The 25687-nt window shown below is 68.6% G+C and carries 26 protein-coding genes; 22 read left to right on the top strand and 4 right to left on the bottom strand.

What is annotated here, in order from left to right; all coding sequences use genetic code 11:
- Nucleotides 1-22: 22 nt before the first annotated feature.
- Nucleotides 23-952, bottom strand: a complete 930-nt coding sequence (uppS, locus tag BN984_RS02830; protein ID WP_049967621.1) for a polyprenyl diphosphate synthase — start codon at nucleotides 950-952, stop codon at nucleotides 23-25.
- 148 nt (nucleotides 953-1100) lie between these two features.
- Between uppS and BN984_RS02825 the strand changes: the two genes are divergently transcribed.
- From BN984_RS02825 to BN984_RS02790, 8 genes are all read left to right on the top strand, one after another.
- Nucleotides 1101-1499 (top strand): DUF5778 family protein, encoded by a 399-nt coding sequence (locus BN984_RS02825; RefSeq protein ID WP_004975483.1) that lies wholly within the window; start codon nucleotides 1101-1103, stop codon nucleotides 1497-1499.
- A 164-nt stretch (nucleotides 1500-1663) separates the two neighbouring features.
- Nucleotides 1664-2725, top strand: coding sequence for a siroheme decarboxylase subunit beta (ahbB, locus tag BN984_RS02820; protein ID WP_049967620.1), 1062 nt, complete (start codon nucleotides 1664-1666; stop codon nucleotides 2723-2725).
- Nucleotide 2726: 1 nt separating this feature from the next.
- Nucleotides 2727-3374 (top strand): precorrin-2 dehydrogenase/sirohydrochlorin ferrochelatase family protein, encoded by a 648-nt coding sequence (locus tag BN984_RS02815; protein ID WP_004042204.1) that lies wholly within the window; start codon nucleotides 2727-2729, stop codon nucleotides 3372-3374.
- Entirely contained in the window at nucleotides 3371-4756 is a 1386-nt protein-coding gene (hemA, locus tag BN984_RS02810; protein WP_049967618.1) for a glutamyl-tRNA reductase, read from the top strand. The genes BN984_RS02815 and hemA overlap by 4 nt, the downstream gene beginning before the upstream one ends.
- A 58-nt stretch (nucleotides 4757-4814) precedes the next feature.
- Nucleotides 4815-5342, top strand: coding sequence for a hypothetical protein (locus tag BN984_RS18980; RefSeq protein WP_233514221.1), 528 nt, complete (start codon nucleotides 4815-4817; stop codon nucleotides 5340-5342).
- A 45-nt stretch (nucleotides 5343-5387) separates the two neighbouring features.
- Complete coding sequence (locus BN984_RS02800) at nucleotides 5388-5663, top strand: 4a-hydroxytetrahydrobiopterin dehydratase (protein WP_004042202.1); 276 nt, start codon at nucleotides 5388-5390, stop codon at nucleotides 5661-5663.
- Nucleotides 5660-6055, top strand: coding sequence for an LWR-salt protein (gene lwrS, locus BN984_RS02795; RefSeq protein ID WP_049967617.1), 396 nt, complete (start codon nucleotides 5660-5662; stop codon nucleotides 6053-6055). The genes BN984_RS02800 and lwrS overlap by 4 nt, the downstream gene beginning before the upstream one ends.
- 46 nt (nucleotides 6056-6101) lie before the next feature.
- Nucleotides 6102-6770, top strand: a complete 669-nt coding sequence (locus BN984_RS02790) for an HAD family hydrolase (RefSeq protein ID WP_049967616.1) — start codon at nucleotides 6102-6104, stop codon at nucleotides 6768-6770.
- An 87-nt stretch (nucleotides 6771-6857) separates the two neighbouring features.
- Here BN984_RS02790 and BN984_RS02785 read toward each other — a convergent pair whose 3' ends face one another.
- From BN984_RS02785 to BN984_RS02775, 3 genes are all read right to left on the bottom strand, one after another.
- Nucleotides 6858-7604 (bottom strand): response regulator, encoded by a 747-nt coding sequence (locus BN984_RS02785; protein WP_049967615.1) that lies wholly within the window; start codon nucleotides 7602-7604, stop codon nucleotides 6858-6860.
- A gap of 111 nt (nucleotides 7605-7715) precedes the next feature.
- Nucleotides 7716-9608: a molybdopterin biosynthesis protein gene (locus BN984_RS02780; protein ID WP_049967614.1), complete on the bottom strand. Its 1893-nt coding sequence runs from the start codon at nucleotides 9606-9608 to the stop codon at nucleotides 7716-7718.
- A complete protein-coding gene (locus BN984_RS02775) occupies nucleotides 9605-10825 on the bottom strand; it encodes a molybdopterin molybdotransferase MoeA (RefSeq protein WP_008095764.1) in 1221 nt (406 codons plus the stop codon). The genes BN984_RS02780 and BN984_RS02775 overlap by 4 nt, the downstream gene beginning before the upstream one ends.
- A 141-nt stretch (nucleotides 10826-10966) precedes the next feature.
- Between BN984_RS02775 and BN984_RS02770 the strand changes: the two genes are divergently transcribed.
- The 14 genes from BN984_RS02770 (at nucleotide 10967) to BN984_RS02705 (ending at nucleotide 25598) form a co-directional block, all read left to right on the top strand.
- Nucleotides 10967-11335, top strand: a complete 369-nt coding sequence (locus BN984_RS02770; RefSeq protein WP_004975518.1) for an Hsp20/alpha crystallin family protein — start codon at nucleotides 10967-10969, stop codon at nucleotides 11333-11335.
- A 7-nt stretch (nucleotides 11336-11342) separates the two neighbouring features.
- Nucleotides 11343-13019: an ABC1 kinase family protein gene (locus BN984_RS02765; protein WP_008095767.1), complete on the top strand. Its 1677-nt coding sequence runs from the start codon at nucleotides 11343-11345 to the stop codon at nucleotides 13017-13019.
- Between the two features lie 57 nt (nucleotides 13020-13076).
- Complete coding sequence (locus BN984_RS02760; protein WP_004975521.1) at nucleotides 13077-13505, top strand: DUF5518 domain-containing protein; 429 nt, start codon at nucleotides 13077-13079, stop codon at nucleotides 13503-13505.
- A 95-nt stretch (nucleotides 13506-13600) separates the two neighbouring features.
- Nucleotides 13601-13975: a translation initiation factor IF-5A gene (locus tag BN984_RS02755; RefSeq protein ID WP_004062652.1), complete on the top strand. Its 375-nt coding sequence runs from the start codon at nucleotides 13601-13603 to the stop codon at nucleotides 13973-13975.
- Nucleotides 13976-13990: 15 nt separating this feature from the next.
- On the top strand, nucleotides 13991-14812 hold the full coding sequence (gene speB / locus BN984_RS02750) for an agmatinase (protein ID WP_008095770.1): 822 nt from the start codon (nucleotides 13991-13993) through the stop codon (nucleotides 14810-14812).
- Between the two features lie 55 nt (nucleotides 14813-14867).
- Complete coding sequence (locus BN984_RS02745) at nucleotides 14868-15629, top strand: Nif3-like dinuclear metal center hexameric protein (RefSeq protein ID WP_008095772.1); 762 nt, start codon at nucleotides 14868-14870, stop codon at nucleotides 15627-15629.
- 81 nt (nucleotides 15630-15710) lie between these two features.
- A complete protein-coding gene (locus tag BN984_RS02740; protein ID WP_049967613.1) occupies nucleotides 15711-16736 on the top strand; it encodes a deoxyhypusine synthase in 1026 nt (341 codons plus the stop codon).
- A gap of 109 nt (nucleotides 16737-16845) precedes the next feature.
- A complete protein-coding gene (locus BN984_RS02735; RefSeq protein ID WP_049967612.1) occupies nucleotides 16846-17535 on the top strand; it encodes a helix-turn-helix domain-containing protein in 690 nt (229 codons plus the stop codon).
- Nucleotides 17536-17637: 102 nt separating this feature from the next.
- Complete coding sequence (locus BN984_RS02730; protein WP_008095785.1) at nucleotides 17638-19038, top strand: APC family permease; 1401 nt, start codon at nucleotides 17638-17640, stop codon at nucleotides 19036-19038.
- Nucleotides 19031-20284 carry a M20 family metallopeptidase gene (locus tag BN984_RS02725; protein WP_049967611.1) on the top strand — a complete coding sequence of 418 codons (1254 nt, stop codon included), beginning with the start codon at nucleotides 19031-19033 and terminating at the stop codon, nucleotides 20282-20284. The genes BN984_RS02730 and BN984_RS02725 overlap by 8 nt, the downstream gene beginning before the upstream one ends.
- A gap of 93 nt (nucleotides 20285-20377) precedes the next feature.
- The gene (locus BN984_RS02720) at nucleotides 20378-21478 is read left to right on the top strand and encodes a hypothetical protein (protein WP_049967610.1); all 1101 of its coding nucleotides are present in this window, start codon (nucleotides 20378-20380) and stop codon (nucleotides 21476-21478) included.
- A 290-nt stretch (nucleotides 21479-21768) separates the two neighbouring features.
- Entirely contained in the window at nucleotides 21769-23463 is a 1695-nt protein-coding gene (locus tag BN984_RS02715; protein WP_008095797.1) for an L-lactate permease, read from the top strand.
- 69 nt (nucleotides 23464-23532) lie between these two features.
- Nucleotides 23533-24078, top strand: coding sequence for a hypoxanthine/guanine phosphoribosyltransferase (gene hpt, locus BN984_RS02710; RefSeq protein ID WP_049967609.1), 546 nt, complete (start codon nucleotides 23533-23535; stop codon nucleotides 24076-24078).
- Between the two features lie 149 nt (nucleotides 24079-24227).
- The gene (locus BN984_RS02705; RefSeq protein WP_008095805.1) at nucleotides 24228-25598 is read left to right on the top strand and encodes a uracil-xanthine permease family protein; all 1371 of its coding nucleotides are present in this window, start codon (nucleotides 24228-24230) and stop codon (nucleotides 25596-25598) included.
- Nucleotides 25599-25687 lie beyond the last annotated feature (89 nt).

The following is a 25687-nucleotide window of genomic DNA, read 5'->3' as shown; positions in this document are numbered from 1 at the left end:
AAAACAGCCCGGGGCAACCGACTCAGTCGGCCGTCTCGTCGGTCCGCTTGGCCAACTCCGCGGACACCTCGTCGGCCCCCGACGAGGGGAGTTGCTCGCGGAGGCGACCGGCGACGGTGCGGGCGTCCTCTAACTCCACTTCCGCGACGGCCCGGACGAGCGTGACGGCGCGCTCGGTCCGGGTGCGCTGCCACGACTGCTCTCTGGACTCGTAGGTTCGGATGCCGCGCAGGAAGTCGACTTTCGAGAACTCAGGCCAGTAGGGCGCACAGAAGTAGACGGCGGCCTCGTTGCCGTTGGCGTGCCACGGCAGGAAGTTCGAGGTGCGCTCGTCGCCGCCGGGACGGATGATGAGGTCCACGTCGCGGACGGGCTTTCTGGACAGGCGGCGGTCGACCGCCGACACGTCCACCTCGTCGGGCGAGAGGTCGCCGCGCTCGACCGCGCGACAGACGTCGCGTGCGGCCCCGAGGAGTTCGGCTCGGCCGCCGTACGCGAGGGCGATGTTGAGCGTGAAGCTGTCGTAGTCGGCGGTCCGAGTCTCCGCGTACTCGACAGCGTCGCGGACGCGGTCGGGGAGCATGTGGACCTCGCCGATGGCGCGCACGGCGACCTCGCGCTCGTGGACGCGGTCGGCGTCGGCGAACTCGTAGAGCTTGTCCTCGATGAGGTCGAAGAGGGGCTGGCGCTCGTGTTCCGGGCGGTCGAAGTTCTCGGTCGAAAAGGTGTACAGCGTCAGTTCCTCGATGCCGAGTTCCTCGCACCACGTCAGCACGTCCTCGGTCGTCTGCGCGCCCGCCTTGTGGCCGTCGGGGGCGTCGTCGCCGTTCTTCCGGGCGTACCGGCGGTTGCCGTCCTGGATGATGGCGACGTGGGTCGGCCCGTCGTCTATCTCTCGGTCGAGCACCCGCTCGTAGGCGCGCCGAAAGCCGCGTTGGACCCACCCGAACATGTACCGTCGGTTGCCTTCCGAGGCTATGTGTCTTGTGGGTTACACCGTCGCACGGTGTCCCGAGGTCGGGAGATCGCCACAAAATGGCGGGTCATCACGACGGGCGACGAATCGCCATCCGTTTGTACCTCCCCGAGAAGACTCGGATATGAGCGAGACCATCGACGAGGACCTCTACCAGCGGACCCTCGCGCTGCTCGAACCCGGCGATATCGAACTCGTCGGGGCCATCGTCCACACCGACCTCACCAGCCGCGAGGACCTGGAGATGCAGGAGCTGACCGTCGAAATCAACGAGATTATCGCCGAACACGCAGGGAAGGGCGACGCGTGGATTTACGCCGGCAACGACGACACCGACTTCTCGTCCAACCAGTTCCAGGGGCTCTCCGTCGAGGACGACGAGTTCGTCTGGGAGTGCCAACAGCTCGTCCGCGACGGGACGTTCGACCTCGTGTTCTACTACGAGGCCATCGCCGACCACGACGCCATCGTCGAGGGCCTCGAAGCGCTCGACGACGTCGACCGCGTCACGCCGGTCCCCTGAGCGCGGCGGCGACCCGACGACGAGACACCTCTTTTACTTCGTGAGCGAGGGCGCTCGCTCCGCCCGCGTCGGCCGTTCACCGGCGGCTCGCCGGGCGTTCGCTTGGGTTCATCGCAGTGAGAACAAGCGAGGCGTTTATCCGCCTCGCATTCCGAGTGACGCGCATGATACAGGCGGACGCGGACCTCTCTCGTCTCGACCGCGCCATCGTCAACGCCTTCCAGGGCGGCTTCCCCGTCGTCGAACGTCCCTTCGAGCCCGCGGCGGCCGCGCTGCGCGAGCGCGACGTGGACGTGACGGCGACCGACCTCTGCGAGCGGGTGCGGGCGCTCGACGAGGAAGGCGTCCTCTCGCGGTTCGGCGCGCTCGTCAACGCCGAGGAAATCGGCGGCACGGCGACGCTCGTCGCCATGCACGCGCCGCCGGAGCGGTTCGACGAGGTGGCCGAGCAGGTGAACGCCCACCGCGAGGTCGCGCACAACTACGAGCGCGAGCATCCCCACCTGAACATGTGGTTCGTCGTCTCGGTCGCCGAGGCGTCGCAGGTAGACGAGGTGCTCGGCGACATCGAGGACGAGACGGGCCAAGCGACGTACAACATGCCCAAGCGCCACGAGTTCCACGTCGGCGCGACGTTCCTCCTCGACGGACCCATCTCGGACGGCGACCTCGACCTCTCGCACCTCGGCCCCGACGTGGAGCCGACAGACGCGCGCACCCTGACGCCCGACGAGCGCGACCTCGTCATGGAGATTCAGGGCGGCCTGCCGATTACCGAGACGCCCTACGCCGACGTGGCAGAGGCAATCGGACAGGAGCCGGCGTGGGTGGTCGAGACGGTCAAGCGGTTCAATCTTGAGGGGAAGGTCCGCCGCGTCGGCGTCATTCCGAACCACTACGCGCTCGGCTACTCGGAAAACGGGATGACCGTCTGGAACGTCCCCGACGACCTCGTTGCGGAGGTCGGCCCCGAAATCGCCTCGCTGGACTTCGTCACCCACTGTTACCGCCGGCCGCGACACGAGGGCGTCTGGCCGTACAACTTCTTCGCGATGACCCACGGCCGCTCCGAAGAAGAGAGCGAGGCCCGCATCGAGCAGGTGCGCGAGGTCATGAGCGACTACTGGGACGTGGGCGACGACGACTGGGACACCCTGTTCTCGACGCGCATCCTGAAGAAGACGGGAATCAGGCTGGACGAACGAGCCGAGGCGAACACGGAGTGAGATGATTCCGCTTGTCCACGACCTCTCCGACGAGACGGTCGTCGTCTTCGGCGGGGGCCCCGTCGGCGCGCGGAAGGCCCACCGGTTCGCCCGCGAGGCGCGGACCGTCGTCGTCAGTCCCGAGTTCGCCGACCGCGACTTCGGCGACGCGGAGCGCGTTCGGGCGGCCCCCGCGCCCGACGAGGTTCCCGACTGGGTCGAACGGTTCGCCCCGGCGCTCGTCGTCGCGGCGACCGACGACGACGCGGTGAACGACGCCGTCGTCGCGGCGGCCCGAGACGCCGGCGCGCTGGTCAACCGAGCCGACCGGAGCGGCGAGCGCGACGCGGGGAGCGTGGTCGTCCCGGCGACCGTCGAGGACGGCGACGTCTCGGTCGCCATCACGACCGGCGGCGCGAGCCCCGCCCTCTCGAAGCACCTCCGAGAGCGCGTCGAAGCCGAGTTGGAGGGGGCAGGCGAGATGGCCGCGTTGACCGCGGAGCTTCGCGCGGAGCTCAAGGCGTCCGACCGGTCGCCAACAGAGCGCCGTGATGCGATTCGCGCGGTCGTGCGAAACCCGTCAGTTTGGAAGGCTTTACGTACCGGCGACGCAAACCCCCGCCAAGAGGCAGCGCGCGTGATACGAGACACACAGCGAGGTGATTCATGAGAGATTCGGGCGTCATCTCCGGTGTGAGCGTCGCCCACGACCGGGCCAGCGTTCGCGAGATAGAAGCCGCTTCGAGCGACGACGTTCAGACGGTCGTCGAGCGACTCCTCGCCCGCGACGGCGTCTCAGAGGCCTTTTCGCTTCAGACGTGTAACCGCGCCGAGGCGTACGTCGTCACCGACGACGCGACCGACGGCCGCCGCGCGCTCGACGACTTCGCTCCCGACGTCCGAGACGGGAGCGTCCGCTACATGGACCACGAAGAGACCCTGCGCCACCTCATGCGGGTGGCGTCGGGGCTCGAATCGCTCGTCCTCGGCGAGGACCAGATTCTCGGACAGGTCAAAGCCGGTATCGAGGCCGCCCGCGAGCAGGACGCCATCGGCCCGATGCTGGAAGACGCGCTCATGAAAGCCGTCCACGTCGGCGAACGCGCCCGCGAGGAGACGGCCATCAACGAGGGTGCCGTCTCGCTCGGGAGCGCCGCCGTCAGGCTCGCCCGGGCCGAGCTCGACGCCCCCATCGGCGAGGTCGACGCCCTCGTCGTCGGGGCCGGCGAGATGGGCACGCTCGCGACGAAGGCGCTCGCGTCGGTCGACGTGGGCGACCTCGTCGTCGCGAACCGGACGGTCGCGAACGCCCGCCACCTCGCCCGCGAGGTCCCGGGCGTCTCGAAGGCCGCCGGGCTGGGCGACCTCCGCGGTCGCCTCCGCGACGCCGACCTCGTCATCACGGCCACGAGCAGCCCCGAGTACGTCGTCACGCCGGAGGAGCTGTCGGACGGCTCCGAGACGATGCTCATCGACATCGCCCAGCCGCGGGACGTCGACCCCGCCGCCGCCGACCTCGACGGCGTTCGCGTCCGCGACATCGACGATTTGGAGACGGTGACCGACCGGACCGCGGAGCGCCGCGAGCGCGCCGCCCGCGAGGTCGAGGCGATGATTGACGACGAGTTCGACCGCCTGCTCGCCGCCTACAAGCGGAAACGCGCCGACGAGGCCATCAGTTCGATGTACGAGGCCGCAGAGCACGTCAAGCGTCGCGAGGTGTCGACGGCGCTGTCGAAGCTCGAAGCGCAGGGCGACCTCACCGACGAGCAGCGCGAGACGGTCGAGTCGCTCGCGGACGCGCTCATCGGCCAAATCCTCGCCGCGCCGACCAAGAGCCTCCGCGACGCCGCCGGCGACGACGACTGGACGACCATCCAGACCGCCATGCGGCTGTTCGACCCCGGCTTCGACGACCTCGGTGGATCAGACCCCGCCGAGCCGTCCGGGCCGTCCATCGAGTTCTCCGGCGAGCCGCCGGAGGACCTCGACCGCGAGGCGCTCGAAGGCGAGGTGCCCCGGCGCGTCCTCGAACAGCTCTCGGACGACTGACGGGCGAAGCGGCCGACCGGCGAACCTTCTTATCCGAACGCGGAGCCACTCCGCGACGATGTCACCGCCCAGACCGTCAGCGACGGGCTTCGTGCGTCGTTCCCGTACCGACGCCGCCACCCGAGAAGCCGCCGGCCGCGCGCCCCCGGCGCTCGGCCATCGCCTCGTGAACCGCCTCCGAGCGCGAGCGCGTCGCCGCCTCGTCGATGCGACCCCGGAGCGGCGGATTCGCGACCTCGACGGCGTCGCTCGGGCGACCGTCGTCGGCACGGTCGCGGGAGTCGCCGGCGACGGGCCGGCCGTCGAGGCCTGGAGGGGAGCCGAGCAAACAGACGACGACCAGCGAGGCGGGGGCGAGCGCACGGTCGTCGGCCGCGCGACGCGCCCGTTCGTCCTCCGGGACGCCACCGGCGAGATTCGGGTCCGCGTCCCGCCGGACGGACACGTGGTGTTCGGCGGCGACGGTGAGGGTGGCGTCGTCGCCCGCGGCGACGAGGTCGCGGTCACGGGGCGAGTCGCTCGCGGCCGCGGCGGGCGGCGACTCCTGACCGGGCCGCGGTTCGTCGTCCGCGCGGACGCGACCTGACAATCCGGCAGAATCCTTATCGGGATGCCACCCGACGGATTCGGCATGGCAGAGCTGCTCTCGGACGACGAAATCGACGCACAGCTCGGTTCGGACTGGGAACGCGACGGCGACGAAATCGTCCGCGTCTACGAGTTCGACGACTACCTCGACGGCGTGGCGTTCGCCGCCAGCGTGGGCGAGGTCGCAGAAGAGGAGTTCCACCACCCCGAGATAACGATTCGGTACCAGGAGGTCGAGGTCCGCCTCACGAGCCACGAGGAGGGCGGCATCACCGACAAGGACCTCCGGCTCGCCGACCTGTTCGACGACGAACTGTGAGCGGCGAGGGGACCGCGACGCTCACCTACGTCTTTCGGGTCCGCTTCCGCCTCGACTCGGCCGCCGGCGTCGAGACCGACCCGCGGGAGTTCGAGACGACGGTCCGCGTCACGCCGCCCCCGCCCGGCGAGGAGGGCTGGCTACTGTTCCGCGACGCGCTCTGGCGGGGAGCGGTGAACGACGAGCGCCACGCCCGCGACCTCGCGGCGTCGTGGCTCGACGTGCCCGTCGTCTCCTGCGAGTTCGCGGAACTCCGGGCCGACGAGGCGTCGCTGGACGCCTTCCGCGAGGCCGTAGCCGCGGATCTCGGCGCGTTCAACGCCGAGTCGGTCCGCGAGGTGCTCCACAAGTACTTCGGGAGCGCGATTCGCGTCGAATCCGCCGATTCGTGACGCAGGGCAAGACATTTATCCACGCCTGACGTACTCTGTTGTCCGAATGGTCGCCGATGACTACGATTTCTGGCTGTTCGACCTCGATGGGACCCTCGTCGACGCCGAGTGGTCGTACACGCGTGACGTGTTCGACCGGGTCGGCGACCGACTGGGTCGTCAGTTCACGGACCGCGAAGCCGAGACCATCTGGCACGGTCTCGGCGGCGCGCGCGACCCGATGCTCCGCGAGTGGGGCATCGACCCCGCCGAGTTCTGGCCCGCGTTCCACCGCGAGGAAGACCCCGCAAAGCGAGCAGAAGTGACGTACCTCCACGACGACGCCGAGCGCCTCATCGGAGAGATTCACGCCGCCGGCCGGCCGGTCGGCATCGTCACGCACTGCCAGCAGTTCCTGACCGACCCCGTGTTGGACCACCTCGACGTGCGCGACTGGTTCGACGCCGTCGTCTGCTGTACCGAGGAGACGGGGTGGAAACCCGACGCCGCGCCGGTGCGGCGCGCTATCGGCGAACTGGGACTCGACGACCGAGTCCTGACCGACGGCGGCACCGCGGGCGTCCTCGCAGGTGACGGCGAAAGCGACATCGGGGCCGCGTGGAACGCCGGCTTGGACGGCATCCACGTCGAACGGCACGGACCCGAACACCGCGGGCGCTGCGTGCTCGGCGAGTACCGCGTCGAGAGCTTCGACGACCTCGTTCGGTCCCGCTGAACGGGTCGGTTCCGACCAAAGCGGTGATTCACCGGTCGCGACAGTCCAGAGGGAAGAAAAGAGAAATCGACGCTCGGAGGAGGTCGCTCAGGACAGCGTCTGCTCGGGCGTCGGCCGGGCGAAGATGTCGCCGGTGCTCGTGACGGCGACCTGAATGTCCTCGTAGGGGAACCGGACTTCGATGCCGGGACGCTCTTCGGCCTCGACGACGGGCCGAAGCAGTTCTTCGAGCGCGTCGGTGTCGATGTACTCGTACAGCGGGGTTTCGATGGCCGAGAGCCCGCCGTAGGACTCGACGGCCTCGACGACGACGATGCCGAGTTCCTCGTCGCCGAGCCACTGCCCGACGAGTTCCCAGTTGTCGTCGAGGCTGAACGTGGCCTCGGCGGCCGCGTCGGCGTGTTCTTCGAGCGCCTGCGTGACCGCGGAGGCACCGACCGCGAGCGCGGAGTCGACGCTGTCGTCGTCGACGAGGCTCCGGACTCGCTGGAGGACCGTCGCGAGGTCGCCGGGGCCTGCTTTCTGGACGTACTCGGTGACGCCGGCGGTCGAGGCGACGTCGGCGACCTCGGGCCACGACTTCGCCGTGAACAGGAGGATGGGGATATCGGCGTGTTCTTGCCGAACGGCTTTGACGAGCGGCACCCCGTTCGGGAGCACGAGGGAGTCGCTCACGACGCAGTCGACCGACTCGGCCGAGATGGCGCCGAGCGCCTCGGTCGCCGACTCGGCGGTCAGAAGAGAGACGGCGTCGAGTTGGCGGAACGCGGCTTCCGAGAGGGCGAGCATCTCGGGGTCGTCGTCGACGTGAAGGACCTTCAGAGGGCGGTTCATATACCAGTTGTACACGCTACGCGGATAAAAACGTTCTACTTATTTTATACTTCAGCGGGAGATGAATATCTAAACGAGTCACGGCCGCTTTCTAAAGAGTTACGACGGCGTTCAGGTCCTCTCGAACCCTGCGAGGCCGGCAATCACGTCGTCGTTCGTCGCGAGTGCGTCGCGAAGCGAGGCGACGCCGGCTTTCTCGGTCCGGGCGGGGTTCGCGAGGACGACGACCCGCTGTTTCCCGAGCGAGACGAAATCAAGCCCGAGCGAGTCGGCGGTCGCCCGAAGGCCGAGACCGGCGTCGGCGCGGCCGGCGGCGACCGCTCGCGCCGGACTCTCGAACGCTTTCGTCCCGCGGTCGAACCCCTCGATGGCCTCGACGAGTTCGTGTCTGGTCGTCCCGCGCTCGTCGGCGAGGGCGGCGACGGCGTTCCCGAGGTCGGTCCGCAGCCCGGAGTTCGAATCGCGGTTGACGAACCTGAGGTCGTCGTCTACGAGGTCCGCGAGTCCGGACACCCCGTCGGGGTTGCCGGCGGGGACGACGAGGCCCCACTCGCGCGTCCACGAGCCGAGTTCGACCGCGTCGATTTCCTCGACTGCGCCGCCCCGATCGCCCGCGACGACGGCCACGTCGGCAATTTCGTCCCTGAGCCGTCGCAGGCCCTCGCGGGAGCCGAACGGGAGGTACCGCGGCGACGACACGCGGTCGAGCAGGCGCGAGAGCGCGGGGTCGTCCTCGCCGACGCCGAGCAGTTCCGGCGCGCGGACGTCGGGCGAGAACAGGTGGACCGTCACCGACTCGCCCTCCGCGAGGTACTCCACGTCGGCGGCGACCTCGACGACGCCGTCGGCCTCGACGAGGCTCGTCGTCGCGCCCGACCCCTTGTCGACGGGGTAGACGAGCGTCTCGCCGTCGCCGTCGGCGACCAGTCCGACTGGCATGAGCCGCGTCCGGCCCTCGGCGTACCGCTCGCGGGTGGCCATCGTTCCCTCGACCGTCGCGGTCCGAGGCTCCGGGAGGCCGGCGGCGTCGCGGATTGCCGGCGCGACGAACGTCCGGAAGATGGTGAGCGCGGAGACCGGGTAGCCGGGCAGACCGACGTAGGCGCTCCCCTCGCCGAGCGTACCGACGAGCATGGGTTTGCCGGGCTTGACGGAGACGCCGTGAAGCAGGAGTTCGCCGCGCTCTTCGACCACGCGATAGATGACGTCGACCGCGCTCGCGGACGTGGACCCGGACGAGAGCACGAGGTCGCACTCGTCGGCCGCCCGTCGGAGCAGGCGCTCCAACTCCCCGTAGTCGTCGCCCGCGTGGGGGTAGAGCTTCGGTACGCCGCCGGCCTCTTCGACCCCTGCGGCGATAGTGTAGGAGTTCACGTCGTAGATTTCGCCCGCCTCCGGGCGGAGTTCTTCGCCCGGTCGGACGAGTTCGTCGCCGGTCGAGACGATGCCCACGGTGGGCTTCCCGCGGACCGGCACCTCGTCGACGCCGAGCGCCGACAGCAGGCCGATTTCGCGGGGGGTCAGACGCGTTCCGGGGCCGAGGGCGCGAGCGCCGGCGGCGATGTCGGTCCCGGCGGGCATCACGCTATCACCGGGCGCGACCGCCGAGTAGACGACGAGCGAGCCGTCTCGCTCGTCGGTTCGCTCCACGATGACGACGGCGTCCGCGCCCGGCGGCATCACCGCGCCGGTGGAGATTTCGACGGCGGTTCCGGGGTCGACCGCCACGTCCGGTTCGCTGCCGGCGTGAACCGCCCCGGCGAGGTCGAGTTCGACCGGTTCGGCCTCGTCCGCGCCGAAGGTGTCGCGGGCGCGGACCGCGTAGCCGTCCATGCTCGCGCGGTCGAAGCCGGGCACGTCGAGTTCGGCGTCGATTCGCTCGGCGAGGACGCGGCCGCGGGCGTCTTCGAGCGCCACCGTCTCGGCGTCGGGCGTCAGGTCGAGCGACGCGATGGTCTCGCGCGCGTCCGCCGGGGAGGCGAGGTCGCGGAACTGCTTTCTCATGCGGACCACTCCCAGCCCTCGACGGCGACCGTGTCGCCCTCGTCGTAGCCCTCTATCTCCTCGGGGACGACGACCCAACCGTCCGCGAGCGCGACGCTGGAGAGGATGCCCGACCCGCTCGTCCGGGTCGGCTCGGCGGTCGCCTCGTCGCCCGACGTGTCGAGTCGGACGCGGGCGAACGTCCGCGTGCCGGGTGAACTCGGGATTTTTCTGGTGAGCGTCGCCTCCTGCGTCGGGAGCGGGCGCTCGGGGAGCGACCCGACGCGCTTCAGCACCGGCCGGAGGAACTGGAAGGCGTTGACGACGCAGGCGACCGGGTAGCCGGGAAGCATCACGACTGGCGTGTCCTCGACGACGCCGACCGCGACCGGGTGGCCGGGCTTGAGCGCGACGCCGTGGACCAGCACCTCGCCGATGTCGTCGACGACCTCGGGGATGAGGTCGCGCTCGCCGACCGACGACCCGCCCGTGGTGACGACCACGTCGTGGTCGAGGTCGGACTCGACGGCCTCGCGGAGCAGGTCGGCGTCGTCGACGACGATGTCGCGGTAGCTCGCCTCGCCGCCCCAGCGCTCGACCAGTCGGGAGACGGTCAGGCCGTTGGTCTCGATGACCTCGCCAGGACCGGGGTCGGCCTCGACGAGTTCCTCGCCGGTCGGGACGACCGCGACGCGGGGGCGTTCGAACACCGTCACCTCCTCGACGCCGACGGAGCGAAGCAGGCCGATGTCCGACGGGCGAAGCTCGTGGCCGGCCTCGAACAGCGGCGTTCCCTCGCGCACGTCCTCGCCGCGCTCGCCGACGTTCTCGCCCTCGGCGAGCGCGTCGAACACTTCGAGTTCGTCGCCGAGTCGTTCGGTGTGTTCGACCATCACGACGGCGTCGGCCCCGTCGGGTACGTCGCTGCCGGTGTGGACACGGGCCGCGGTCCCCGGTTCGACCGGGCCGTCGACGATTCGGAGGACGTTCGGTGAGCGACCGCTCGCGCCGAAGGTGTCCGACGCGCGAACGGCGTAACCGTCCATGGCGGCGCGGTCGTAGCCCGGCACGTCGGCGGGGGCGACCGCGTCCTCCGCGAGCGCCCGGCCGTCGGCCTCGGCGAGCGGTCGGCGCACGGTTCGGTCGTGCGGCGTCGCCGCCGCGAGAAGCGCCTCGCGGGCGTCCGACAGCCGCGTTCGTTGCTTGAACCCGGCCGTGCGTCGGTCGTCGTGGTTCATACCGACCCTTCGGTTCGGGGGGCAAAAAGCGTCGGCCTCGGGCGCGGCGGCGGTCGATTCCCGAGCCGTATCGGCGGCTTCGCGCTCGCGCGCTCGCGCGAGACCGCCGGGTTTTTCGACCCCGACTCCCTATGAGCGTTCATGTCAGCACTGCGCGACGCGCTGTCCGACCTCCCGGACGCGGTGTTCGCCGACCTGTTGGAGTCCGAGACGTCCTACCTCTTGGTCCTCGACCTCCCGGGCGTGACCGCCGAGACGGCGGAGCTCCGGGTCGAGAAGGGGCGATTGGTCGTCGAAGCGCGACGCGACAAACGCCTTCCAGCCGAGTTCGACTACGTCCGCGAGGAACGACCGCTGTTCCTCGACGCCGAAGTTCCCCTTCCGCCTGACGCCGTGGCCGACGAGGCCGAGGCGTCGATGGAACGCGGGACGCTGGAAATCCGGCTCCCCAAGCGCGAGGCCGCCTCCGAGCGGACCATCCCTATTACCACCGGCGACGAAGACGCCTGACGAGGCGGTGGTCACGCTGGTCAACCTCCGCGCCTATTGGCGGTTCCTCGTCGTCCTGTACCAGTTCTTCCCGCTCATCGTCGCGTACACCCGTGACACGCGGAAATACCTCCTGTTCGGCGGCGGCCGACGCGTCACGACCGAGATGCGCATCAAGCGCGCCGACGTCCTCTTGGAGTCGCTACTGACGCTCGGGCCGACGTTCATCAAGCTCGGACAGCTCCTGTCGACGCGCCCCGACATCCTCCCCCCGGAGTACATCGAAGTGCTCGGGAGCCTCCAAGACGACGTGCCACCCGCGCCGTGGGACGAGTCGAAAGCCGTCCTCGAAGCGGAACTCGGTCCCGTCGAGGAGGCGTTCGACGCGTTCGACACCGAGCCGATAAGCGGCGCGAGCCTCGGGCAGGTGTACGTCGCCGAGTACGAAGGCGAGAAGGTCGCCGTCAAGGTCCGCCGCCCCGGCATCGAGGACCTCGTCGAGGCCGACCTCCGGGTCATCCGGTGGTCGATGCCGCTTCTCATGCGCTTTATCGGCGAGGGCCGGGCGTTCTCGCTGGAGAACCTCGCCGACGAGTTCGCCAAGACCATCCGCGAGGAGATGGACTACGACGAGGAGGCCGAGACGCTCGTCGAGATTCAGGAGAACTTCGCGGACGACGACACGCTCGTCATCCCCGAGCCGATTCCCGAGCGCTCCGACGACCGGGTGCTCACGATGGAGTACCTCCCCGGGACCAAGATAAACAACATCGAGGCGCTGGACGACCTCGGCATCGACCGGACCGAACTGGCGACGAACCTCCAGCGAATCTACCTCCAGATGATCGTCGAGGACGGCGTCTTCCACGCCGACCCCCACCCGGGGAACCTCTCCGTGACCGACGACGGCCGCATCATCTTCTACGACTTCGGGATGCACGGCGAGGTCGACCCGTTCATCCAGGACAAAATCGTGGAGTTCTACATCGCCGTCGCCAACCAGGACGTCGACGGCATCCTCGACACGCTCATCGAGATGGGGACGCTCAGCCCGAACGTCGACCGGCAGGTGATGGGCGACGTGATGGAACTCGCCATCGCCGACGCTCGCGGCGACGACATCGAGCAGTACCGTGTCAACCAGATCCTCGAACAGGTCGAATCGACCATCTACGAGTTCCCGCTTCGGCTCCCGCGGAACCTCGCGCTCGTGCTCCGGGTCGCCGGCGTCGTCGAGGGAGTCTGCGTCACGCTCGACCCCGAGTTCGACTTCATCTCGGTGGCGACCGACTACCTGACGGAGGAGGGCTACCGCGAGGAGAGCGTCCAGAAAATCATCGAGGGCGTCGGCCAGCAGGGCCAAAAGACCGCCCAGTCGCTGTTCCGCGTGCCGCCCAAGCTCGAACGCGTCCTCGACCGGGCCGACCGCGACAACCTGACGCTCAACGTCCGACTGGAGGACAACCGCGGCATCCTCGACAAGCTGGCCAAGCGGCTCATCTACGGCATCTTCCTGTCGTTCGGCTTCGTCTCGACGGTCATCATCTACGCGCTGAACCCGGAGAACCTCGTCGCGGTCGGCGCGGCGGGCGCGCCGACGGGGGTCGTCGCCCTGCTGCTCTGGAAGTCGTTCCGCTCGCGGAAGGGAATCCGGGCGACGCCGCAGTTCACCCGACAGAACCTCAAAGAGCGCCGCAGAGAGTAATCAAAGCTGAGAATCGGGCGCGTAATTTTATCGGCTCCCGCCGATACACTCTCGCTCATGACGGAGTGGCGACCGGTGTTCGTGGGGGTGTGTCTCGCCGCGTGCACCGAATCGCTCGTCTACGCGATGACGGGCCAGTTCACCCTCGTCGGTGGGGTCACGGGGAGCGCGCTCGCCGGCTACGTCGTCGGCACCGACCCCGCCGACGGCGGCTGGCACGGCCTCATGGCCGGCGTCGTCTGGGGCTGTCTGCTCATGCCGGTCTCCGTGCTTCTCACCTTCCTCGAACGGACGCCGATTCTCTTTCCGTTCCAGTACCTCATCCCGATGTTCGAGACGGCGGGCGAGTTGACGACCGCCATCATGCTTGCGCTCTCGCTCCCGAACGTCGCGTCAGGGGCGCTCGGGAGCCTCGCCAGACGCGACGCCGCAGGGACGTGGTTCGACCCCGAGATGGCCGAGGTTGACCCGGTCGAAGACGCGTGACTGTCCGGGCCGCCCGCCCGCGATTTCCACGGCAAGGAGTCGCGTGCGAAGACGGTTCCAAACCGTTTATACCCTCCATCCGATAACGGAGAGACATGGCGAAAGAGCAGAAGCAGGTGCGCGAACTCCAAGAAGGGAGCTACGTCATGATGGAAGAAAAGCCGTGCAAAATCAACGCCTACAGTACCGCCAAGCCGGGCAAGCACGGCAGCGCGAAGGCGCGCGTCGAAGCCCGCGGTGTCTTCGACAGCAAGAAGCGCTCGCTCTCCCAGCCTGTCGACGCGAAGGTGTGGGTCCCCATCATCGAGCGGAAGCAGGGCCAGGTCGTCTCCGTCACCGGCGAGGACGCCCAGATCATGGACCTCGAGACCTACCAGACGTTCACGATGCGCATCCCCGAGGAGGAAGACCTCAACCCCGAAGACGAGATCGAGTACCTCGAGTACGAAGGCCAGCGAAAAATCGTCTAAACGGGGGTCACAGAGATGTTCCCCGGAGCAATCGCAGACCGCGAGGTCGCCGACTACGTCCTTCTCGGCGCTCCGCTCGACATCTCTACGTCTTTCCAACCCGGAACCCGTTTCGGACCGAATCGAATCCGTCGGTTCGCCGAGTCGTTCGACGACTACGACCGGCGGACCGACCAGTTTTTCACTGACTTACGCGTCCACGACGCGGGCGACGTCCGCGCGTGGGACGACGCACCTGAGTACGTCGAATGGCTCGCCGGGAGCGTCCGCGACGCCGTCTGGGACGACGCCGTCCCCGTCGTCCTCGGCGGCGAGCACACCGTCACCGCCGCCGGCGTCACCGGCGTCGACCCCGACGTGTTCGTCTGTCTCGACGCCCATCTCGACCTCCGGCGCGAGTACGACGGCAACGAGTGGAGCCACGCCACGGTCACCCGCCGCGTCCTCGACGAACTCGGCGTCGACGAGGCCGTGATTCTCGGTGCGCGAACCGGCTCGCCCGGCGAGTGGAAGCGCGCCGAGGCCGGCGACGTGACCGTGGTCGAACCCGAAGCCGTCCCCGACTGGGAGCCCGAGTTCGACGAGGACCAGTCCGTCTACCTGAGCGTCGACATCGACGCCGCGGACCCGGCGTTCGCGCCCGGCACGGGCACCAAAGAGCCGTTCGGCCTCACCTCCCGAGAGATGCGAGACGCCGTCCGGGCGGTCGCGCCCCGCGCCGACGGCTTCGACGTGGTCGAGGTCAACGACCGCGACGACGGACAGGCCGCGTCGCTGGCGGCGAAGCTCCTCCGGGAGTTCGTCTTCTCGCACGCCGCCAAGCAACCAGACGAGTAACCGACTCCGCGGCGAACCCCGTTCCTTACAAGTCCCCGAGTCACGACTCCCCGGTATGCAGCTCTCCGACATCGTCGCCCGACTCGACGAGACGCTCGCGACCGACGACTTCGCCGACGTGGACGCCAGCGCCAACGGCCTGCAAGTCGGCCCCGAGGAGAAATCGGTCGAGAAGGTCGCCTTCGCGGTCGACGCCGCGGAAGCGACTATCGACGCCGCGCTCGACGCCGACGCGGACCTTCTCGTCGTCCACCACGGCCTCGTCTGGGGCGGTCTCGACCGGGTGACCGACCGCGACTTCGACCGCATCGAGCCGCTGATTCGCGGCGACCTCGCGCTCTACGTCTCGCACCTCCCGCTCGACGGCCATCAAGAAGTCGGCAACGCCGCCGGCGTCGCCGACCACCTCGGCCTAACTGACACCGAGCCGTTCGGGTCGCTCGGACCGATTCACATCGGGCAAGCTGGGGAGCTCGCGTCGCCGAAGACGACCGACGAGGTCCGGGCGGCGCTCGACGAACTGGACGGGAGCGCGGGCACGACCGCCCTCGACTTCGGCCCCGACGAGATTTCGTCGGTTGCTATCGTCACCGGCTCCGGCGTCGACTGGCTGGACGAGGCCATCGACCGTGGCGTCGACGCGTTCGTCACCGGCGAGGGCAAACAGAAGGTGTACCACGAGGCGCGCGAGGCCGGAATCTCGGTGTTCCTCGCGGGGCACTACGCGACCGAGACGTTCGGGGTGCGGAGCCTGCGGGACCTCGCCGACGAGTGGGGACTGGAGACCGAGTACGTCAGCCACCCGACCGGGCTGTAGGCGCGACCGAGCGCCCGACACCCCATCGCACGGTCCCGTCGGACCGGGGCGTTCAAACGCTCGGCCGACGCACTCCCTCGCATGAGCGACCACGACGATGACGGCTACGAGATGCCGGACCGCGAGGAGTTCCAACACGACCCGCTGGGCCACGCCGAGGTCCGCGGGGGGATGACCGTCGGCGAGCTGGTCGAGCAGTACGGCCACGCGGGCATCGGCGCGGCCGACGTGCACGAGGCCGCCGACATCTACGCCGAGATGCTGGCCGACGACGACTGCACGGTGTTCATGTCGCTGGCCGGCGCGATGGTCCCGACCGGGATGCGCAAGGTCGTCTCCGACCTCATCCGCGACGGTTACGTGGACGCCCTCGTGACGACGGGCGCGAACCTCACCCACGACGCCATCGAGGCCATCGGCGGCAAGCACCATCACGGTGCTGAGCACCACGGCGAGAAGACCGAACGCGAGCACGACGAGACGCTCCGCGACGAGGAGGTCGACCGCATCTACAACGTCTACCTCCCGCAGGAACATTTCGCACTGTTCGAGTCGCACCTCCGAAGCGAGGTGTTCCCGGCGCTGGAGGAAGAGGGGACCGTCAGCATCGCGGACCTCTGCCGCGAACTCGGCCGCGCCAACAGCGAGGTCAACGACCGCGAGGGAATCGACGAGGACGCCGGCGTCGCCGCCGCGGCCTACGAGGCCGACGTGCCCATCTACTGCCCCGCGGTACAGGACTCCGTCCTCGGCCTGCAGGCGTGGATGTACTCGCAGACCTCGTCGTTCTCCCTGGACGCGCTGGCCGACATGACGCCGCTGACCGACCTCGCGTACGACGCCGACACGGCCGGCTGTCTCCTCGTCGGCGGCGGCGTCCCGAAGAACTTCACGCTCCAGACGATGCTCGTCACGCCCGGCGCGTACGACTACGGCGTCCAAATCACGATGGACCCGTCCGCGACCGGCGGTCTCTCGGGCGCGACGCTTGACGAGGCGCGCTCGTGGGGCAAACTGGAGAAGGACGCCCGCAACACGACGGTCCTCGGCGACGCGACCATCATGCTCCCGCTGCTCGTCGCCGCGGCGCGCGAGCGAATCGAGTAACGCGACGAGGCCCGCTGACGGCCGCGGCAGTCCGCACCACCGGCCGTCGCGTCACACCGCGTCAGGTGGGATACCTTTTTGCCCGGCGAGCACCCTTCCATGCCAACGAATGGCACGAGAGGGTGCACAGGGCGTTCGCGTCTGCCTCGACATCTGGCACCCGGACTGCTGGACGCTACAGGTGACGAGGGAGACGAGCGGCGGCTTGCTCGGCCACGGCGTCCACGAGATCGACGGCCTCGCCAACGGGCGTTTCACCGCCTACGCCGACACGGCCGAGGAGGTCGACGAACTGCTCGCGGCCATCCGCGCATCCCCGCTGACCGAGTCGGTGTGGGAGACCGACGAGCACGACGGCGACGTCGGGGTCCCGGGGAGCGCCGCCCGCGGCATCGTCGTTCGCTACGACCTCAAGAACTCAATCAACGACGCCCTCGTCTCCCGGGGGTTCATCCCCGACGAGCCGGTTCGGATGCAGGGCGGCCGCGAGCGCTGGACCGTGCTCGTCCACGAGACGCGACGGACCGTCCACGAGCGGTTAGCGGAGATTCGAGCGGAGCGAAACGCCGACATCGACGTGGAACTCATCACCGCCCCCGAAGACGGCGGCGGCATGTTCCGGACCGACGCGCTCTCCGAACGTCAGCGCGAGGTGTACGAACTGGCCCGCCGCCGCGACTACTACACGTGGCCCCGCGAGGTGAGCGCCGCGTCGCTGGCGGCCGAATTGGACATCTCGAAGGCGACCCTCCTCGAACACCTCCGGAAAGCCGAATCGAAACTGCTCGGCGACTACTGACTCCGTTCTTCGGGTTCTCGGGGTCGAAATCCGGCGGGTCGGCGCTCGGCCCACTCATGAGAGGGAGGGGTACTTTACCCGATACTCGAACCATGTGACAGTATGTCATCGGTAGACGTGAACGACGGGCGGAGCCTCTCGCGGGACATCGGACTGTTCGGCGCGGTGAGCACCGTGGTGGCAGGCACTCTCGGCGCGGGGCTGTTCGTCACCCTCGGCACGGCGAGTTCGACGACGGGGCCGAGCGTCATCCTCGTCGTCGTCCTCTCGGGGCTGCTCGCGATGAGTATCGCGCTCAACTACGGCTGGATGGCGACCATCTTCCCCGGCGCGGCGGGGTCGTACGCCTACGTCTCACGGACGTTCGACAGCCGTCTCCCCGGGTTCGTGGTGACGTGGTCGAAGTGGCTCGGCTACATGGCCGCCGACGCGGTCCTCGCCATCGGCTTCGGGAGCTACTTACAGGTGTTTTATCCCTCGGTCGACCCGACGCTGGCCGGATTCGGCCTGCTGACGGCTCTGTTTCTGGTCAACCTCGTCGGGTCAAAGAGTTACAGCGTCTCGCAGAACGCCATCTTCGGCTTCCTCATCCTGTCGATACTCGTGCTCGTCGGCCCCGGCCTGCTGAACGTCGACGCCGCGAACTACCAGCCGTTTTTCACCGGCGGCTTCGACGGCTTCGTCGCCGCCGCGGTCCCGCTGTTCTACGCCTACATCGGCATCGCCGTCGCCGGGCAGATGGGCGCGGAAGTGAAGAACCCCTCGCGGAACCTCCCGTTAGCGATGGCCGGCGGGACGGCCATCCTCATCTTCCTGTACGTGCTGACCGCCGCCGTCATCTACGGCGTCGTCGGCGACTACACGGTCCTCGCGAACTCGGCGCGTCCGCTGTCGACGGCCGCCGAAGTGTTCCTCGGCGACATCGGCACGGCCATCGTCGGCGTCGGCGGCCTGCTCGCGACGGCGTCGTCGGTCCACGCGGTCATGGCCGCGGGCATCAAGATGCCCTACTCGTGGGCGTGGGACGAGGTGTTCCCCAAGAAGTTCTCGGCGGTCTCCGACCGCTTCGGGACGCCCCACTGGTCGCTGTTGACGCTCTACGTCGTCGCCGCCGGGCTCACCTTCTGGAGCACCGGCCTCAGTCAGGCCATCGCTATCGCGACGTTCAGCTACCTCATCGCCTACGCCGCGGTGTCGATAACGGTGCTGTACGTGCTCTACAGCCGCACCGATCTCCGCGCGGAGGCGGGCTTTTCCCGCCCGTCGCTCCTCACGGTGACGGGACTCATCGGCTCGCTCGGCGCGGTCGGGCTCCTGACCGAGGCGTACAAGGGTTCGCTGTCGATTTACGTCCCGTGGGTCGCCGTCGGCCTCGTCGTCTTCGGCGTCTACTGGTACCGCGGCCAACAGAAGGACCACGACGTCGAGGCCATCCTCGGGACGCTCCCCGGCGTCCCCTCCGACGAGTACAACCCCTCGGTTCGCGGAGTGAGCGATGACTGACGACGCGACACCGCGCGGTGACCGCTCGGACGACTCCGACTTCGGCCTCGACTCAGCCCTCCGCGTCGACCCCGACGAGACCATCGACCTCTTGCAGGAACTCGTGCGGATTCCGAGTCCGTACTTCGAGGAGGCCGAGATAAGCGAGTTCGTCTACGGGTGGTTGGACGCCCGCGGGCACGACCCGGAGTACCACCACGTGAGCGAACCGGACATCACGGAGTACGAAGGCGACAACGTCGTCGCCCGACTGGCGGGGCCGGACCCGGACGCGCCGACGCTCCTGTTGAACGCCCACGTGGACACCGTGAAACTGGTCGAAGACTGGGACGAAGACCCGTGTTCGGGTCGCATCGAGGACGGCAAACTGTACGGGCAGGGCGCGTGCGACATGAAAGGCGGTCTCGCGGCCGTCATGACCGCCTTCGACGCCCTCGCGGACTGCGACCTCGCCGGCGACGTGCTCCTCACGGCCGTCGTGGACGAGGAGGGGCCCTACGGACTCGGCACCGACCGGCTCATCCGAGACGGCGTCGTCGACGACTGCGACGCCGCAATCGTCACCGAACCCGGACCGATTCTCGCGCAGGAGGACGTCGAGAACCCGGCGCTCCTGCTCGGTGCGCGCGGCCGCTACTTCTACGACATCGAAGTGCGCGGGGAGGCGGCCCACGGGTCGAAGCCGGACACCGGCGTCAACGCGGTCGTCGAGGCCGGCAGGCTCGCGGCCGCGCTCGACGACCTCGACGTGGGCGACCACCCGAAACTCGGCTCGGGGTCGACCTGCCCGCTGAAAATCGAAGGCGGAAGCCAGACGCTTTCTGTCCCCGAGCGCGCTCGCCTCATGGTCGACCGCCACGTCGTCGTCGGCGAGACCCTCGAAGACGCCCGCGCCGACGCCGAGCGCACCGTCGAGGAACTCGGGTTGGAGAGCGAGGTCGACGTCGGCTTCCGCGAAGCCCCCGACGAAGGCATCCGTTACGGCCCCTACGTGACTGACGAGGACCACCCGCTCGTGGGCGCGCTCGCGAACTCCACCCGCGCCGTCGCCGACACCGACCCCGCCTACGGCTACTTCTCCAGCGTCGGCGACTTCAACTACCTCGGCGACCGCGCCGCCCTCCCGACGGTCATCGTCGGTCCCGACGGCGAGAACATCCACGCCGCCGGTGAGTTCGTCTTCACCGACGACGTGGTCCAAGTGGCCGACATCGTCGCGGACGCCGCCGTTCGGTACCTCGGCTGACTCGGCGTTCGTGCCCGTTCCCGAGGCCGCGCGTTCTCAGCTCCGAGAATCGGGCGTAAACACCTAACAGCCCCGCCCGGTACCTCGGACGCAATGACAGCGCCCCCGCTCACGTCGGTCGTTTCGGACCGCACCGACGTCGAGCTCGCCGCCGTCTTCGAGCGCGTCTGGGAGGCGCGGGGCTACGAGACGCGCGTCCGGTTCCGCGGCCCGGACGTGCACGTCGAAGCCGCCGGGGAGACGCCCGAGGGCGCGACGCGCGAACTCCGAATCTGGATTACGACCACCGGAACCGTCACCGCGGACAAGACGAGTGCGTTCGTCCGACGGTGCGAGCGCGCCGGTATCGAACCCTACGTGGCGGCGGTCGGAGGCGGCCGCGTCGCCCCCGACGCCCACCGCCGCGGCCTCGTCGTTCTCGACGCGCCGGCGCTCGCCGTCGAAATCCGCGAGACCGGCGTCGAATCGTTCGTCCGCGACCTCGCTGCCCGAGAGGAACCGGCGGCGACGAACTGGCTGGGCGAGCGAATCGAAGGCCGCGGAGGCGATGGCGACGACGGCACAGAAGGCGAGCGTGACGAAGCCGAAGGCGACGGGGCCGACCGAATCACTCGACGCGAGGCGCTCAAAAAGGCCGGCACCTACGTCGCCGGCGGCCTCGTCACGTATCTCGCCGTCGAGCAAATCTCCGACGCCGTCCAGCGATCGCCGGAACTCCGCGCCGCGGTCGCCCGTCACGCGGCGTGGGTCGACGACCGCCTCCCCGACGTGGCGCTCCCGACCGTCGAGTGGTCACTCCCGACGCCGCAACCACTCTCCGCGGAATCGACGCTCCCGAATCGAACGACTGCGGTGGCGACGCCAACGAACGCGACGACGATTCCATACGGCGACCTCCGGACGAATCCCGAGTCGTACGCGGGAACGACCGTCACGTACACCGGTCGCGTCGAGGAGACGATGGAACGCGACGAGGTCCGACTGGCGCTCGTCGCCGTCGAGGACGACCGGGGGCGGCTGAGCGGCGACGTGGTCGCCCGCTGGCCCACCGGCCGCTTTTTCGACGGCGACATCGGCTTTCGACTGCTCGCCGACGAGCGCGTCCGACTCTGGGGCGTCGTCGCCGGCGAGGGCTCGATTTCGGGCGGCGTGCAGTACCCCCGCATCGACGTGTCCGTGTTGGAGAAGTCGTGAGCGAGTCGGTTGCGGGGCGAGCGAGACCGATGGTGATTACTCGGTCGCGAGGCGAGAGCGAGGTGGCCGATGACGACGGCACCGTTCCGAACCGAACTAGGCACTCGGTGATGCGGAGCCCTATGAGTGCCGAGGCCACTTTCTCACGCGAAGTCTCTCACCCCTCGGCCAGCGTCACGCGACCTAGTGAATTTGCCGCCCGAGCATATTAAACCCACTCTCGGTTCGAGTCGCGAGAGAACGGGGCGAGTAATACAACAAACTCAATCAAGAACACACAGAAAGAAACAATGGCATCAGTCGAGATACTAGCACTTGCGGCGAGCGTCCCGATAGTCGTCGCGTTCGTCCTCCTCGCCGGGCTTCGGTGGTCGGCGGCGCGGTCGATGGGCGTCGGCTGGGTACTGGCGACGGCGTTGGCGCTCACGGTCTGGCACATGGAGCCGACCGCGTGGGCGGGGGCCGCGATATACGGCGCGCTGGAGGGGCTCAACATCGTCCTCATCGTCTTCGGGGCGATTCTGCTCATGAACTATCTCGAGGTCAGCGGTTCCATCGAGACGATTCGGTGGTACTTCCGCCGACTGGAGCGCGACCGCCGCATCCAGTTGCTCCTCATCGGGCTCGGCTTCGAGACGATTATCGAGGGCGTCGCGGGGTTCGGGACGCCGGGAGCGCTGGCTGCGCCGCTTTTCATCGGGCTCGGCTTCCCGCCGCTGGCGGCGGCGGTCTTCGGCCTGTTTTTCAACGCGCCGAACCCGCAGTTCGGTGCCGCTGGGACGCCGATTATCGGCGGCGTCAGCCAAATCGAGTCGATTCTCCCGGCGGCGATGGCTGGGGGACCGTTCCGGCAGTTGGTCTCGGCATGGACCGGCGTCATGACCGGACTGACGTTCGCGTTCTGGGGCCTCCTCGGCGTGTTTCTGCTGGTCTACTGGTTCGGCGACGACGACGAGCGGTCGGTGCTGGGGGCCGCGCGTGCCGCCGCGCCCATCGCGCCGTTCGCGCTCGTCCTCGGGGCGTTGACCGGGGCGGTTCAGCTCGCGGTCGCGTGGTTCATCGGCCCGGCGCTCCCCGATATCGCCGCCGGCTTCGCCGTCCTCGCCGTCGGCGTCGTGATGGCCGACCGGGACGTGCTCGTCCCGTCCGAGCGGTGGACGTTCCCCGACCGCGAGGGCTGGCTCGACGAGTGGCTGGGCGGCCTCGACCCGTCCTCTCTCGACACCGACGAGCCGCGAAAGCGGATGCCGGTCTGGATGGCGTGGGCACCGTACGTCTCCGTCGCGCTCGTGCTGCTCGTCACGCGCTGGCCGACGTTCGACCTCGTGTCCGTCTTGCAGGGGTACACCGTCGGTCCCTACGAGATATTCGGGTACGAGACGATGTCGTGGTCGCTGGCGTATCTCTACCTGCCGGGGACGATGCCGTTTCTCCCCGTCGCTGTCCTGACCGGTGTGTTCTACCGGATGGACACCGGTGAGATGGCCGACGCGTGGACCGAATCCGGGAGACAGGTCGCGACGGCGGCGGTGACGCTCGTCGTCGCCGTCTCGCTCACGCAGGTCATGATTCAGTCGAGCATCAACCCCACCGACACCGTCGGGATGATGAACGTCCTCTCATTGGTGCTGGCCGAGGGTGCCGGGGCGGCGCTTCCCTTCGTCGCGCCGTGGATCGGCGCGCTCGGGACGTTCGTCACCGGGAGCAACACCACCTCGGACATCCTGTTCAACGCCCTGCAGTACAACGCGGCCGCCGACGTCGGACTCTCCCGCGCGCTCGTCGTCGCCATCCAGAACGTCGGCGGCGGCGTTGGGAACATGATTTCCGTCCTCAACATCGCCGCCATCTCCGGCGTCATCGGCATCGCGGGCCGCGAGGGCGACATCCTCCGGAAGGTGGTCGTGCCGACCGTCGTCTTCGCGCTGTTCGTCGGTGCCGTCGGGTCGCTTCTGGTCTACGTCGTCGCGCCCGGCGTGTTCTGAGCGACCGCCGGGGGACGCCGCCCTCGCAGAGAGCGAACCACTTTTGGGCCGATTCGTGAAACGGACCCCATGCAGCGACTCGAGGAGTCCCTACACGAAGCGCCCATCATCGACAAGGACGGCTACTCCTATCTCGTCCATCCCATCAGCAACGGCGTGCCGATGCTCGATCCGCAACTCCTGCGCGAGGTCGTCGTCGGCATCACCCGCGCGGCCGACCTCGACGTGGACAAAATCGTCGCGCCCGAGGCGATGGGCATCCACATCGCCACCGCGCTGTCCCTCCAGACGGACATCCCGCTCGTCGTCATCCGCAAACGCGAGTACGGCCTCGACGGGGAGGTCGCGCTCCACCAGACGACCGGCTACTCCGAGTCGGAGATGTTCATCAACGACATCGAAGATGGCGACCGCGTGCTCGTCGTGGACGACCTGCTTTCGACCGGCGGGACGCTCGCGGCCATCTGCGGCGCGCTCGACGACATCGGCGCGGACATCTCAGACATCATCGTCGCCATCCGGAAGGTCGGTGAGACCGCGCTCGACGACACCGACTACGAGGCGACGAGCCTCGTTGACATCAGCGTCGACGAGGACGGCGTCGAGATTCACTGAGCGGAGCCAGTTGCGGTCGATGCGACGTCAGTTTCCCCCTCTCGCTCACCGAGTATGCACGCTCGTGTTCAATACGGTGTGTCAGAGGCAGTGAAATACGCTCGAACGCGAAACTATTATTGAATGGGGGTCGCTCGTGGCGAGTACAGATGGCAGACGACAGCGGTGAACTCGGCCTCGAATACGAAATCGACGACCGGCCGCCGTTGCTGGAGTCGATTCTCCTCGGGATACAGCACGTCTCGGTGATGATCGTCCCGGCGACCGCCGTGGCGTTCATCGTCGCGGGCGCGGTCGGCCTCGGCGTCGCCGACACGGCCTACGTGGTCCAGATGGTGCTCCTGTTTTCGGGGCTCGCGACCGTGGTACAGGCGTACGCCGTCGGGCCGGTCGGCTCGCGGCTCCCCATCGTGATGGGGACGAGCTTCACCTTCGTCGGCGCGGCGACGACTATCGGCGTCGATTACGGCCTGAGCGCGGTGTTCGGCGCGATTCTCGTCACCGGCTTCGTCGTCGAGGGACTCATCGGCTGGCAGTTCGACCGCATCAAACCCTTCTTCCCGCCGCTCGTGACCGGACTCGTCGTCGTCATCATCGGGCTCTACCTCGTCCCGGTCGGCATGGACTACGCCGCCGGCGGGGTCGGAGCCGCCGACTACGGCGCGGCCCACAACATCGGTCTCGCGGCGCTCGTCCTCGGCGTCGCCATCGCACTCAACCTCTTTACCGACGGCATCACGCGACTCCTGAGCACGCTCGTCGGCATCGCCGTCGGCTACGCCGTCGCCGTCCCGCTCGGCGTGGTCGACTTCTCGCCCATCGCCGACGCGGCGTGGTTCGCGATTCCCCGCCCCGGCGCGTTCGGCGTCAGCTTCGAACCGGTCCCCATCGTCACCTTCGCGTTCCTGTTTCTCGTCTCCGCGATGGAGACCGTCGGCGACATGTCCGGCATCACCGCCGCCGAGGGCCGCAACCCGACCGACGAGGAGTTCCGCGGCGGCCTGTTCACCGACGGCTTCATGAGCTCTATCGCGTCGGTGTTCGGCGCGTTCCCGGTCACCTCGTTCTCGCAGAACGTGGGCATCGTCAACTTCACCGGCGTGATGAGCCGGTACGTCGTCGGCATCGCGGGCGTCGTTCTCGCCGTCCTCGGCCTCAGCCCGAAGGTCGGCGCGGCTGTCGCGACCATCCCGAGCGCCGTCTTCGGTGGCGCGGTCCTGCTCATGGCCGGGATGGTCGCCGCCAGCGGCGTCCGTCTCGTCTTCCTCCACACGAATCTCGACCGGCGGAACATGGTCGTCGTCGCCACCTCTCTCGGCCTCGGTCTGGGCGTCGCCACGCGTCCCGACGCGCTCTCGGGACTCCCGCAGGCCGCCGCGACGTTCTTCAGTCAGCCGGTCATCGTGACCGCGCTGACGGCGCTCGTGCTCAACACGCTCGCGCCGGGCGACCAGAGCCCGCTTTTCGACGCGGCAGACGAGTCGGTCGCCGCGGACGGCCGCGCGTCAACCGACGACTGACACGCACCGGATAGCTGATAACCGGTTCCGGTTTCAGTGGTCGGTTTATATTTCGTGTCTCGCGACTGTCGGGAAACCGTCCGGATTAC

The organism is Haloferax prahovense (assembly GCF_000723845.1).
Lineage (GTDB): Archaea > Halobacteriota > Halobacteria > Halobacteriales > Haloferacaceae > Haloferax > Haloferax prahovense.
This window is presented reverse-complemented; position numbering and strand designations above follow the sequence as displayed.